Source organism: Acidithrix sp. C25 (assembly GCF_904848545.2).
This window is the reverse complement of the sequence record NZ_CAJHCI020000006.1, coordinates 540,293-553,312: the sequence shown is the minus strand read 5'-3', so window position 1 is coordinate 553,312 and position 13,020 is coordinate 540,293. Positions and strand designations below refer to the sequence as shown.

Annotated in this window: 13 protein-coding genes and 1 pseudogene; 3 read left to right on the top strand and 11 right to left on the bottom strand. The window is 47.1% G+C overall.

Features of this window, described 5'->3' with window-relative positions:
• Window positions 1-157: 157 nt before the first annotated feature.
• The 3 genes from ACIDITHRIX25_RS71620 to ACIDITHRIX25_RS71610 form a co-directional block, all read right to left on the bottom strand.
• On the bottom strand, window positions 158-1,339 hold the full coding sequence (locus tag ACIDITHRIX25_RS71620) for an NAD-dependent epimerase/dehydratase family protein (protein WP_201732445.1): 1,182 nt from the start codon (window positions 1,337-1,339) through the stop codon (window positions 158-160).
• A 404-nt stretch (window positions 1,340-1,743) separates the two neighbouring features.
• Entirely contained in the window at window positions 1,744-2,406 is a 663-nt protein-coding gene (trhA, locus tag ACIDITHRIX25_RS71615; RefSeq protein WP_502756208.1) for a PAQR family membrane homeostasis protein TrhA, read from the bottom strand.
• A gap of 580 nt (window positions 2,407-2,986) precedes the next feature.
• Window positions 2,987-3,619 (bottom strand): zinc ribbon domain-containing protein, encoded by a 633-nt coding sequence (locus tag ACIDITHRIX25_RS71610; protein ID WP_201732443.1) that lies wholly within the window; start codon window positions 3,617-3,619, stop codon window positions 2,987-2,989.
• Window positions 3,620-4,094: 475 nt separating this feature from the next.
• Between ACIDITHRIX25_RS71610 and tnpA the strand changes: the two genes are divergently transcribed.
• Window positions 4,095-4,418, top strand: coding sequence for an IS200/IS605 family transposase (tnpA, locus tag ACIDITHRIX25_RS71605; RefSeq protein ID WP_283770407.1), 324 nt, complete (start codon window positions 4,095-4,097; stop codon window positions 4,416-4,418).
• Between the two features lie 143 nt (window positions 4,419-4,561).
• On the opposite strand, the gene ACIDITHRIX25_RS71600 is transcribed toward tnpA, so the two are convergent.
• The gene (locus ACIDITHRIX25_RS71600; RefSeq protein ID WP_052606760.1) at window positions 4,562-5,515 is read right to left on the bottom strand and encodes a 1-phosphofructokinase family hexose kinase; all 954 of its coding nucleotides are present in this window, start codon (window positions 5,513-5,515) and stop codon (window positions 4,562-4,564) included.
• Window positions 5,516-6,586: 1,071 nt separating this feature from the next.
• Between ACIDITHRIX25_RS71600 and ACIDITHRIX25_RS71595 the strand changes: the two genes are divergently transcribed.
• Both ACIDITHRIX25_RS71595 and ACIDITHRIX25_RS71590 read left to right on the top strand, forming a co-directional pair.
• Window positions 6,587-6,799, top strand: a complete 213-nt coding sequence (locus ACIDITHRIX25_RS71595) for an SHOCT domain-containing protein (RefSeq protein ID WP_052606762.1) — start codon at window positions 6,587-6,589, stop codon at window positions 6,797-6,799.
• The gene (locus tag ACIDITHRIX25_RS71590; protein WP_201732441.1) at window positions 6,796-7,368 is read left to right on the top strand and encodes a sulfocyanin-like copper-binding protein; all 573 of its coding nucleotides are present in this window, start codon (window positions 6,796-6,798) and stop codon (window positions 7,366-7,368) included. The genes ACIDITHRIX25_RS71595 and ACIDITHRIX25_RS71590 overlap by 4 nt, the downstream gene beginning before the upstream one ends.
• A 1,345-nt stretch (window positions 7,369-8,713) precedes the next feature.
• Here ACIDITHRIX25_RS71590 and ftsY read toward each other — a convergent pair.
• The 7 genes and pseudogenes from ftsY to ACIDITHRIX25_RS71565 form a co-directional block, all read right to left on the bottom strand.
• Complete coding sequence (gene ftsY, locus ACIDITHRIX25_RS71585; protein ID WP_200891304.1) at window positions 8,714-9,985, bottom strand: signal recognition particle-docking protein FtsY; 1,272 nt, start codon at window positions 9,983-9,985, stop codon at window positions 8,714-8,716.
• A gap of 196 nt (window positions 9,986-10,181) precedes the next feature.
• Complete coding sequence (locus ACIDITHRIX25_RS000000104145; RefSeq protein WP_201732440.1) at window positions 10,182-10,637, bottom strand: zinc ribbon domain-containing protein; 456 nt, start codon at window positions 10,635-10,637, stop codon at window positions 10,182-10,184.
• Between the two features lie 366 nt (window positions 10,638-11,003).
• A pseudogene (locus ACIDITHRIX25_RS000000104140) lies at window positions 11,004-11,348 on the bottom strand (IS1634 family transposase); the annotation flags it as partial.
• A 39-nt stretch (window positions 11,349-11,387) separates the two neighbouring features.
• Complete coding sequence (locus tag ACIDITHRIX25_RS000000104135; protein WP_502756207.1) at window positions 11,388-11,480, bottom strand: hypothetical protein; 93 nt, start codon at window positions 11,478-11,480, stop codon at window positions 11,388-11,390.
• Entirely contained in the window at window positions 11,437-11,640 is a 204-nt protein-coding gene (locus ACIDITHRIX25_RS71575; protein WP_249685628.1) for a hypothetical protein, read from the bottom strand. Before ACIDITHRIX25_RS71575 ends, ACIDITHRIX25_RS000000104135 begins: the two co-directional genes overlap by 44 nt.
• Window positions 11,641-11,665: 25 nt before the next feature.
• Complete coding sequence (locus ACIDITHRIX25_RS71570) at window positions 11,666-12,220, bottom strand: IS3 family transposase (RefSeq protein ID WP_249685626.1); 555 nt, start codon at window positions 12,218-12,220, stop codon at window positions 11,666-11,668.
• 44 nt (window positions 12,221-12,264) lie between these two features.
• Window positions 12,265-12,579, bottom strand: a complete 315-nt coding sequence (locus ACIDITHRIX25_RS71565; RefSeq protein WP_052606767.1) for a transposase — start codon at window positions 12,577-12,579, stop codon at window positions 12,265-12,267.
• Window positions 12,580-13,020 lie beyond the last annotated feature (441 nt).

Genomic DNA, 13,020 nt, shown 5'->3' with positions numbered 1-13,020 from the left:
CACGGTACCTTGGATCTTTAAAAACTTGCACCTAGTGATCAAACCAATTTGATCACTAGGTGCAACTAACAGATGAATAGCTGCTTGCCTATCACTAATTCGTCAGAGATCCCTCAGCCTCTCTTTTTTCGAGGAGAATTCCAGCAGCTAAGCGCAGTTATTGAGAGATCATTCCCTTGCGCCACAAAGACTTAGCTAGAATCTTGGATCGATCAACTCTAAAGGAATATTTCTGCGCGATGTCTCGAACCTCTGTCAAAAGACCCTCAGATAGGGTTGTAGGGGTTAAGCCCAAGTCTAAGAACTTATTGTTCTCGACGTTTAGAGTGTTCTCATTTGCCTCAAGCCGAGGATTCGGCAAAAACTGAACCTCAGTACCCGTCATCTTAGAGACCATCTCCGCCAGGTCACGAACCCGATGACTCTCTGTCACCTGATTTAGGATCATTGGTCGCTCACCACGTTCAGGTGGATTGGAGATCGCCAATTCTATACATCGAACGGTATCGTTGATGTGGATGAACGCTCGCGTCTGGCCCCCTGTGCCGTGCACTGTCAGAGGAAATCCAATAGCAGCCTGCATCAAAAAGCGGTTAAGGACGGTCCCATAGTCACCGTCATAGTCAAAACGGTTAATCAATCGCTCATCGAGTGCCGTCTGTGCGGTCTGTGTACCCCATACGATACCTTGATGCAAGTCGGTCACCTGGATGCGATCGTTTTTAGCATAAAAGGCAAAGAGAAGTTGATCAAGAGTCTTGGTCATGTGATAGACCGAGCCAGGGTCGGCAGGATGCAAAATCTCTTTGCGCTTGGGACCCGAAGAGGTGTCTAGAGTAACCTCTAAGTAACCTTCAGGAATCGACGAGTCTCCCGCCCATCCATAGCCATAGACGCCCATAGTGCCGAGGTGTACTAGGTGGATATCGGCCCCCACCTCAACAATTGCTGACAAGACATTATGCGTAGCCCGAACGTTATTATCTACCGTATAGCGCTTATTATCAGTGGACTTCATTGAATAGGGCGCAGAGCGTTGTTCAGCAAAATGAACTATTGCATCGGGTTGAAATTCGCGCAAAATAGTGACAAATCGATCGAAATCAGAAGCTAGGTTTAAATTTCTAAACTCTATCGTCTTGCCGGAGACCTCATGCCAGGTAGAGATCCGCTCACCTAAATTCGAAATTGGTGTCAACGAAGAGGTCTCAAGATCGATGTCGATCTTACGCCTTGACATGTTATCGACGATCATTACTTCTTGACCGAGCGAGCTCAGGTGAAGGGATGTAGGCCATCCGCAAAAACCATCACCACCAAGAACAATAATCTTCTTCATCAAACTCTCTACTCCTACCAACTTGCAAAAACATGTCACTCACGCGGGTAATACATTAGCTATCGCCTAGTATTCGCCAAACATTATAGTTAACTATAATCGCTTCATGGATTAGCCACTATCTGTCACATTTTCATATGCGCGGGCGATCAAAATCCGGTCTGAATTCCACACTCTGTAGCACCAAATCAGAGAACCCTAATCCGCCATCAAATGACCCAGATAACAATCCAAAGAATCACAAAGGAACGCTAACCGCGAATTTAAGAACTCCCTTGAATCTTGCCAGGGGAATGTTATGCAAAGATTAAATCAAGCGAAACCTATGCATTTAACTAAAGAGACATCTAAAGCAACTCCTAGGAATTTAAATTCCAAAGATATACCGTCGATCAAACGTGTGCCTACTTGTTCACCAGAACTAAGACGAGCCCAAAGTGACAAAGGGCAGCAGCAATAACTAAGGCATGGAAGATCTCATGATAGCCAAAGATCGTGGGAGATGGATCAGGTCGCTTGAATGCATAGACCACGGCACCTATCGTATATAGGATGCCTCCAGTTACCAAGAGGCTAAAAGCCAATCCACCACCATTATGAAGAAGTTGTGGAAGGATTCCAACTGCGGCCCAGCCCAGGGCTACATAGATGACGGCAGTTAACCACTTTGCGGCATCAATCCAAAGAAGTTTCATGACGATGCCCCCGATGGCGCCGCCCCATACCAGTGCCAAAATCAGATTGCGGGAAAAGGGTGACAACGCTAGAAATGCAACGGGTGTATATGTTCCAGCGACAGCTAAAAAGATCATCGAGTGGTCGGCACGTCGCATTAGACGCCGTGCCTTTGGCGACCAGGTATGACGATGAAAGAGCGCACTAACTCCGAACATTCCAGTAACACATATCGAATAAACGAGAGTTATAAGGTGATTGGATAGACCATTTACATCAAACTGTAAATAAATCCCCAATGCTATGAAGACAAAAAACGCCCCTTGATGCGAAACGCCTCGGTATTTTGGTTTTATTGGCGATCCCGTGGTATCAGGTGAGAGCGAAGACACCCTTACTATCTTAGCACGAACTGGGCCTCCGCAAGATAAGCGACAGAGTTTACCAAGAGTGAAATACGTCATTACCGTTGATTTCGCACTCAAATTGTTTATCGCCGAAGGTAGCCTTTCTAGGGAGATCCACTTTAGACGATCCAAGAAGAGGTAAGACTCCTCGATATGGCTCAATTCTTTGTTCCAAAGCAGCACTTGGGTACAATTGCAAAAAGCTTGCCGCGCCCACTACCCTTTAGATCGCCCTTTAGGGCACCCTTCAGATCTTACCGAAAGTCAACAAACTGAATAACTCTCACAAGATCAGAGAGAAATATCTTATTGCTGTAATCAAAACGAGAAGTAGTGAGACAAAAAATGGCAGTTTGTCCAAGCACTATTTTAGGCGCTCGATAGCCTCAGGGTCTCAGAGCTAATGAATTAGTCAATGCTCGAAAGGGCCCCAACCCTTCATAGAAACCAATGTGTCAATACGCCTTTAATAACTCTCCGATCAAATGTCATTTCCGTAGGTGAACCTCCCCGCCCTCACGGACGGGGCTTCTGGCTCCGTCTGTTTGGTTGGGGTTACCTGACATCACTTCCATCGCGCCACCGGGACCGACTGGTCTGGTGCTAATGAATTAGCACTGGTAGATGAGTTTGCTAGTTTCGGCTTGCTTGTCTGAGATATCTCAGACAAGGCCCGGTTCTGGGCACTACTTCGGGCTCTGGCCTTAGGGCACTGCACCTTTTGGTGTGTCTTGTGTTGATTGAGTGACCAATGTTTTTCAGCTCGAAGATACGTGACTAAGATTGTTGTATCTAGTCCAATTGGAGAGTACTCTGCGTATATCGCCTTCTGGAGAATGTTTATTGCTCCTAGGGCGTCTCGATGACAGCTGAACCCACAGTTAGGGTTCTTGCATCGGTAGTGCCGACCTGACGGTCGGTTGCGCCTTGAACACGCTGGGCAAGTTTGGCTGGAGTAAGACTCGTTTAGGTGTTCTATCTCTAGCTTGGTCTTTTCTTGCAGATATCGCTCCTGTACTCCTCTTGACCACTGGGATAGTTGTTGGCGGCCATGGCGACTTATGCGCCGTTTTACTTTGGTATCTTTCTCGATACCCCTCACATCACCAACTATAAGCCTGGCGGTGTTGTGGTTGATGACGTCGCGATATAGGTGACATTCTCCAGTCACAGTTCCAAAGTCGCATCGACGCTTCACCGTCTATGTATTTAGCGGTTGCGGTGAACGATCCCTCGGGGAACAACGCTGCTTAGAGTGTAATACCTTTATGGCTCGAGTAGGAATAGGGGCATATTGTCCCTCCTGTGACGAACCAATCTCCATTACCGATCTACTTGGGGAGGAGTTGACACAAGCGAGAAAATAAATCGGGGATAGTTGACTTATTGCTACCCCGGTCGAGTGGATAGCAATAAAGGAAAACAGTCACCTTCAGCAAATACACTGACGGTTACGGCCATGAACCCAATCGACGCGTTGGTTCCATAACAGTGCCGCCCTATGGCATGAGTCGTGAGCTAGGCGATAGGATACGCCTGTCAAGAAGATAGGCACGATAGCCGTTGTGTACTGTGGGCTTTTACTAACCATTTCTACATCTGAAATAGCATTATTTGCTAGATGCTATATTCCATTATACGATCGATGATTGGCACCATAAAAGGCATTTGCTATACATGCACAGATCGTATTGATATCTAAATATCGCCGTTATGTAATGACGAACAGAGTAAGTGACGAGATCAAATCCGCTCTCATTGAAGTGTGTACTCGTTTTGATTCCATCTCCGATGCTTTTGAGACAGACGGTGATCATGCTCACCTGTTGATTAGCTATCCACCCAAAGTTGCTTTATCAAGGATGGTGATGTCTATGAAGACGCTATCGGCCATGAGAGCAAGCCAAAGAACTGGCCGGAAGCCCAAGATGCTTTGTGGGGGAACCACTTCTGGTCACCCTCATAGTCGAGAGTGTCTTGTGGTGGAGCACCATTAGAGAAAGTGAGAAAGTACGGTGAGAAAGTACGGTGAGAAAGTACATAGGGTACCAGAAACTCCCAAGAGGGAAATCAGGTAGACCGAGAAAGAACGAGGTAGCTTGACCCCTCCCTTACGGAAACCGATTGCGCTTCCGCTGGTTCAAACCAAGATTGATTCGACCCTGACCATATCAATCAGATGATCTATGTCGCTAGGAATGAAGAGTTCGGTGCCTACTCGTAGCGACGTACCACTACCACAGGCTACACCAAGCGCCAACATCTCCTTGGAACCCATTCCCCTTATGAGCGCTGTAACCATTCCACCGACCATGGAATCACCGGCTCCCACACTGGACTTACATTCTACCCGTGGAGCGTAGCCAAAGAATGTTCCCTCTGAACATGCTAAGAGCGCACCATCTCGACCCATTGAGACGCAAACATAGGCTACTCCTGATTCATGGATCTTCTTAGCTTCTATAGCAATATCCTCAAGGCCATGGAGCCGCCGACCACAAAATTGCTCGATCTCATGTTGATTGGGCTTTATGAAAAATGGACAGTGCTCAATCGCTAAGCGCAAATGGGAGCCATTGGTATCCAAAATCGACCGAGCGCCAACCTTGTCTAGGTCGTCGAGCATCCTCGAATAAAAATCATATGGAATTCCAGGAGGCATAGAACCCGTAAGGATCCCATAGCCACCATAACAATGATCTAAAAATTGACTTCTAAGGGATTCGGCTGCATCAGGAGGAATGTACGGACCAACCCCTGTTATCTCAAACTGAGCCGGCGGACTTGCCTGTATGAATGTGGCATTGAGCCGGGTCTCACCTTCTACTTCTATCCAGCGACCATCGGCCAATTGCTCGTGAAGAAGCTCTTTTAACAACAAGCCAATCTTCCCTGCGGAAAAGCCAAAATGGCGAGGCGAAAGGCCCAAGCGCTCTAAAGCTCTAGCAACATTTACGCCATTGCCACCAGGATCATTCCTGGTAACCCTTGCATAGTTCTTTTGGTCTGCATGGAGCTCTTCAATTTCATAGGATATATCTACCGCAGGATTCAACGTCAGCACCGAGATCGGTGGCATCTCGTTTTCGGTCATGACAACCCAATCCCCTTGATGTGGATATCAAAAACAACCATTACCAAAATCGTCTGCTTGAAAAAAAACAAGAGCCACAACCTAACCTAGGCAACAAAGAGCAGCCAGAATATAGCCACCGAGTACTCAGATCATGGGTAAATTCCAAATAAACCTAAACTGGTCCATAGACAACTCCCTCAAAGGGAATCTATAGATCACTGCCAAAAAAGCCACAACGAAAATCCATCCACTGCTACTTTTTTCAATCAGATTTGCCAATTGAAAAAAGTTAAGGTAACGTTATTAGCTAATCTAATTAATCATGCTGAAATAGTGTAATTTTTTCAAAAAGTCTTTTCGACTATAACCCCGATAGATTAGAATAAGAGACCATTCTTTAGTAACGGCACTTGATTCCCATTTATTCTATGGATCTGCTTGGTGCGAATTAGTTTTCAAACAAAACACAAGCGCCCCAACAACAAGCGCCCTATAGGATCGCATCAAGTGCAGGCCAAAACAAGCTTGAAACCTACAGATCGAGGATTGTCTTAGGCGGTGCGCATGCAATCCAAACTAGTTCAAAGAAGAGGTTCTGCAATAAGCCCTCGCAACGTCAGCCTAAATTGCACCGTGACAACGCAAAATGAACGGGTTGGCTACCCCGCTTTCAACCAGTCGACCCAGCCAAAAGATAGTAGTGGTCAATATTCGCCAACCGGAAATTATCCGAGAGCTAAGCCATCAGTGGTTCTCCTTTGGTGCTTGGGTTGGTCGAGTGACCATCCAATTTCCTAGTTACCCACGCAATACGAGATGGCTATGTCCCTAAAGGCGTTTCAAGGAAAATGGACCCTAAGAAGGATGACTCCAATTAATTCAAAGGATAATTTCTAGCTAGACACAAATCCCTAGTCATTCCAATGAACTCTTGTTATTCGTGTCGTTCGGGGAACAAACGATGACCTATGCCTCTAGTAGGTGAGTCGCTCGAATCGTAGCATCAATGAATTAAGGACCACTGGAGGAATTTAGATGATGTACATGTGGGGAAACGGTGGATGAGGAAGCGGCGGATGGGGAAGCGGAATGTGGATCCTAATGGCCGTTGCCATGATTTTGCTATGGGCGGTAGTGGCATTAGGCGTTGTAATCGCGCTAAGACATTTCAAAAATACTAACAAAAAAGCCGAACAAGGCATAGCAGATGTCGAGGGCATCCTTCGAAATCGTCTTGCCCACGGAGAGATCAACCCTGACGAATATCAAAGAACGCTCGAAACACTCCGAGGAAAAAGGTGAATCTAAAACTCAGAACCACAGGATTTATAGCCACTGGGGTCATTATTCTTGCTGGTACATCCACAGTTATCGTCCATGGTGTCGCTTCGTCGACCCATCAAAGTACAATACACTCTCTCACAGCGAGCGGGAGCTGTCAGCCTCAAAACCCAGCAGCACAAGTTGTTCAGGTTGGCTTATACGACCATGGAGGCTCAGAGATGGCACATGGGTCAATGATGGGACATGGGATAATGATGCTGGCTCTGAATCCGAGCCCATCGATAGTTCATGCTGGTCAAATCACATTTGTGGTTAGCAACTATGGATCACTGAACCACGAATTTCTAGTGTTGCCAATGCCAGCAGCAGGCATTGGGACCAGAACTGTCGCTGAAAACGGAAAGATAAACGAATCTCAAAGCCTTGGCGAAGCATCCACCTCATGCGGGGCTGGAGCTGGTAGCGGAATTGTGGCAGGTTCTAGGAGCTGGATAACGCTTAAACTAGCAACTGGAAAGTACGAACTTCTTTGCGATGTTCCCTGGCACTATACGAATGGGATGTATTCAAGCTTTACAGTTACGTAGCCATTAATAAAAAAGCTATCAAATATCAAAACTTCAACCTCATAGCCAGGATCAGCTACTGTTACCCAATATCTGCGCTAACAGTATTACAAGAAGGATGCGAAGGCTAGGGACAAGCGGTCGGCGAATTGATTGTCATGAATAAATATCCCTGTAAGAACTCGTGTCTAAAGGCAATCCTCAAAGAAACCAAGGAAAGACCAACTCCGCTAGTCGCTCATGAACTAAAACCCCTATGGCAACGCTTTTCCTTATGCCAAAAACCTCTACCAAAGTGCGGGCGCCTCACTAGGGCCCTTTCCCAGGGGTAGCTCCGCAGGAGGTCGATCCATCAATACTCTTTCTAGCGTTGCTATTATTTCGCCTTCGAATCAGCGGTTGAGGTCTACCCTAGTCACACCCATTGCCTCGGCTGATTCCACCACTTAGCGACAAGTTCGTATGTATACTTTTAGTTTTGGGGAGTTGGCTCCCAGACCATCAAGTTGAATCAGATTTTAATCTGGGCCGAAAACCCATTTTACCTTATTATTGGCCTCTTGAGCATGGAGGCAGTCTATCAAGGCAGCGCAATCCTATGGGCCAAGGTACTTCCTGGAGGTGAAAACTTCATCCCTACCGTCACCTTGGCAGTGGTAGGAGTTTTTCAATTTCCGGCGCCGCCAAAGAGCCATGGCCTACCAAGATCATAATCAAAGCACACAGCAGGACTAAGTGGCTGATCCAGTTGTCGATCCAAGCGTCGATCTAGGTATTAGTTAAACTAGCTAATACCTCCATCATAAACTAGCGAAAGGAGAAACTTGCGAAATTTAAAAGAGGAAAGCAACCCGTAACCTCTAATAAAAATATTAGGCGGCTCCCTTGTGATCGGCACCCAACAATGCAGAACTGTCTTTAGCGGTGAGTTGTATTGATCGAAAAATAAAATTCAGGATCAATTGAGTCACAAAGTTCCAGGAGACAAATCACAGATCCAAATACGGCAATTCTTTTGACTACACCTGGTATTTGCACCTGGTGCCAGCGACTTTTGCCAATGATTGTTTATGGAAAGATACGATCCAAATCTAAAATCTCCAAGGATGCTCCCTTTTGCTCTGCATCCATGCAAACGAATCAACAAAAGGATCCAAATCTGAAATCTCCAAAGGCGCAGTCCCATTTCAGAGACGAAGTGATAGTCAATATCAGGTATCGACCGCAACGAAAAAGCTAATCACCAAGGTGTAATCTTCAATTAACCACACTATCCTGCGCTAGAACGCCGTCAATAGTCGCTTTTCATGGCAACCTGGGGAGAATTCAATCAACAATAGAGAGAATTCGTCCGTCCGGTACTCAATTAAGACCGCTCGATGAGAGAGGCGACGTATGCCTCTGGGTCAAATGGAATCAAATCCGAAATGGATTCGCCGACACCAACCAGCTTTACTGGAATCTGAAAGATATCCTCGATCGCAAAGGCAATTCCCCCCTTAGCTGATCCATCCAACTTAGTTAGGACCACGCCAGTCACTCCAACGGCTTCACTGAAGACCTTGGCTTGTGAGAGACCATTTTGACCTGTCGTTGCATCTAATACCAAGAGAACTTCACCCAGGTTGCCCTGAGCCTTTTCTACAGTTCGATATATCTTCTTGAGCTCTTCAATGAGGTTGGTCTTGTTCTGTAGGCGTCCAGCGGTATCACCGAGCACAATGTCGAAGTCACGGGCCTTGGCGCTAGCGATCGCGTCAAACAGGACGCTCGAGGGATCTGCACCAGGTGCACCAGAAATCACCTGCACATTGGCACGCTCGCCCCACAAGCTCAGTTGATCTGCCGCAGCTGCTCGAAAGGTATCAGCGGCGGCCAATAAGAGCTTTCTATCTCCTAACATCGCTGCAACTTTGCCGATCGTAGTGGTCTTGCCGACACCATTTACGCCAACAAAGAGCCAGACAATAGGCTTGTCGCCATCTACTTTTAGAGCTCTATCGGCCTTAGATAATATCTCAAGCATCGATGATCGCACAATCTCAACCGCTTCGGTTGGAGACTTAGCCTTGGAGACTTTAGCCTTAGCCTGTGCACCCTCAAGGATCTTGGTGGTAGTTTCAAAACCAACGTCCGATAGGATCAGCGCATCTTGGAGATCATCCCAAAAGGAGTCATCCAAAGAACCGCGGCGAAATAACCCAGCAATTCTTCCGCCGAATGTCTCCCTAGATCTACCAAGTGCATCGCCAAGGCTAGGAGTTGCATGCGGCTTTGGTGGAGTGTCCTTAGAGGGAGCTTCTGGCCTCTCGGTCCTGGATCCTTTTAGATCGGTGGTGGCAAGATCTGGATTTACACGGACCTCAGTCGCCTTGGCTGGGGGTTTTGGTGAACTCTTTGAAGGAGTACTTGGCGGAGTTTTAGATGCGGGTTTAGACGGTGTCTTGGATGATGTCTTAACGTCCTGACGATTCTTTGTCGTCGATGGCCCCTTTGGAGCTGTGGCTCCTTTTTTAAGTTGCGGATTAGAAGCACCCTTGGATATAGTACCGCCTCTTCTAGCCTTCATTGGTCCCAGATAAAGGAGTATGCCCACGATCACAACCGCGACAATCATAAGTGTAATTACAGTCTGCACGCCGATTGAGTCTATTGCCTAAATTGCCTCCCTAGGAATGATTTGAATATCCTCACGAAGCTATAGCCAACCCTAAGAACTAAAGTCGTGAGGTGATCTCACCAAATGCGGACCTGCTACCGGTGAACCTCCCCGTCCTCACGGACGGGGCTTCTGGCTCCGTCTGTTTGGTTGGGGTTACCTGACATCGCTCCCATCACGCCACCGGGACCGACTGGTCTGGTGCTAATGAATTGGTACTGGTAGATGAGTTCGCTAGTTTCGGCTTGCCTGTCTGAGATATCTCAGACAAGGCCCGGTTCTGGGCACTACTTCGGGCTCTGGCCTTAGGGCACTGCACCTTTTGGTGTGTCTTGCGTTGATTGAGTGACCAATGTTTTTCAGCTCGAAGATACGTGACTAAGATTGTTGTATCTAGTCCAATTGAAGAGCACTCTGCGTATATCGCCTTCTGGAGAATGTTTATTGCTCCTAGGGCGTCTCGATGACAGCTGAACCCACAGATAGGGCTCTTGCATCGGTAGTGCCGACCTGATGGTCGCTTGCGTCTTAAGCACGCGGGGCAAGTTTGGCTAGAGTATGACTCGTTTAGGGGTTGTATCTCTAAGTTAGTTTTCTCATTGAGGTATTGCTCTGAGGGCCTCTTGACCACTGGGATAGTTGCTGGCGACCGTGGCGACCCATGGATCGTTTGGCTTTACTATGTTTTTCTATCCCTCTTACGTCACCAACTATGAGTGTGGCGGTGTTGTGGTTAATGACGTGATTGGCCGGCTTGTTGGACACCTGATGGTCAAAGTCACAAAGTGATGATTTTGTCTTCCCTAGGTGTCAAGGGAGTTGACTTTCCTCTTCGCAGTTACCAGTCTTATATACTTCTTTGATCCAGGGCAGGTTTGCACCGGCTGATCTTGTGTTGGCTGATCTTGCGCTGGAGCTTGCCTATGACCTTAGCCCATCTTTCCGAAAATCAAACCATTCTCCCAGCTAGTTGAGTATGTGGTCTTACGTTGGGACACTACAAATGCGTCGCAATGGTCTTTATCCGTTTAAGGGGATCACTAACTCCTAAGAGACGGTAGATCTCTTTGTGAACCGGCTCAGGAACACCACTAGTGCGGATGTGATAGACGACGCCTTTATCTGATGTAAGAACTATGGTGGCTCGGCGGTGACTGTTGAGTTGCTCTTGGATGGTTGACCATCTTCTCTTATCGTTATTTTGCCTCAAGGTCAGCTCAATAGCACTAAGGGGGTGATAGGCAAGTACTGAGATGAAGAGGTGAGCAGCAGTTCGGCTAGCTAGTTGATGATAGACCGGTCGAAGTCCAAGATCACTCTTGAGGGATCTAAAGGCATCTTCTGGAATTACTCACCAAACGCGACACGGAACTCCGCTTATCTATGCAGCTTTCACCATAGCTGACTTTTCAAAATCAATTGGCGAAATGTCACCAATACTTGAATGTCTCCTCTTCCGGTTGTACCATTGGATCCAGTCGAAGATCTCTATTCTTGCCTCCTCTCTGGTGTCGAAGACTTATTCGATATACGAGCTCCTTCTTCAATGACGCCCATAGCGCCTCAGCCATAGCGTTATCGTAGGAATCCCCAACGCTCCCCATCGACTGGGAGAACTGAGAGAGTCGTAGCATCTCCCTGAACTCATTACTTGTGTACCTAAGATCCATGGTCGATGCGAAAAATGGTATCTGACATCAATACCTTTCCCCTGGTAGATCGTGCTTTATCGAGGCAATCGATGAACATCTGGGTGTCCATTGAATCACTCATCGAATACCCAAGGATCCTTACTTGAATCGCGTCCATGATGCACACCAGATACAACCAGCCTTCTCTTGTGCCGATGTAGGTCAGGTCACTCACCCGTAGCTTGTCTGTTTCATCGACGGAGAAGTTTCTCTCAACTAGATCAGAACTCTTCCTGGCGTGTCTATCTGGCCTGGTCGTGATCGTCTTAGCTCTTCCACAAGCGCCAGTGATGGATAACTCTGCCATCAGGCGACTTACGGTCACTCTTGAGACGTTAATACCGCTATCTCTGAGCTCATGAGTCAATCTCGGTGCTCCGTAGATCCTACGGTTAGCTACAAATGCCTCAAGGAGCCTCTCTTTGAGATTCTCACGAGTGTTATGTAGCTCTTCGAGGTACTTCCTCCTCACCGACCAGCGGTAATAGGCAGAACGCGACACAGCTAAGACCCTACAGAGCACATTGATTGGAAAATCGGCCTTCTGGATATCTATGAACTGGTAAATCAGTTCCCGTCTGTGTCCTTTATCCAGAAGGCCGAAAATCGTTTTAAGATTTCCTTCTCCATTCTGAGCTGCTCGTTCTCCTTGCGGAGACGGTCGATCTCGTCGGCCACAACCGATCCTTCACCGGCATTAGCCTTCTTTGCTCTCCGAGCGTTGTAGACCCAATTATTAAGAGTTGCCTCCGAGATACCCAACTCATTAGCCACCTGCTTAATGGATCGATTTCCAATCTCTACAAGTTTGACTGCGTCACTTTTGAAATCCGAGTCAAACTTTCTACGAGGCGTTGCCTCTTTTGGATGCAATTCTCCCATGACTACCATTCTCCTTTGATTTAGGGAGAGTCGTGTCGCGTATCGTGAGAAGGTTCACTGTCTTCGCCCTCTTATAAACAAAAATCAAGCTAGGGTGACAACAATCTTGGCAGAGAGGGAGCTAGAGCGCGCAACAAGTTGCTTATATTCTCCCCAACAAGAAATGTCCATAGAAGGACCGAATGAAATATCTACTAAGAACAGAAAAAGACATATCCAGTAAACGCGAGCTGTGGTAAATTATGCAAAAGTGATGGCCGCTCGCGTGCATTTTTCGTGGCCGCTAACTTGCAGTTCCCAATGGCAATTAACAAGATTCTCTGGATACCTTCTCAACTCAATTCCAACTTCGCCCTCTTAGAAACATAAATCAATCTAGGTGGCAACTTTCCCTGCAGACAGGGGAAAGCTTAATGAGCCGTGGTGAAGCTTCGGTGATGT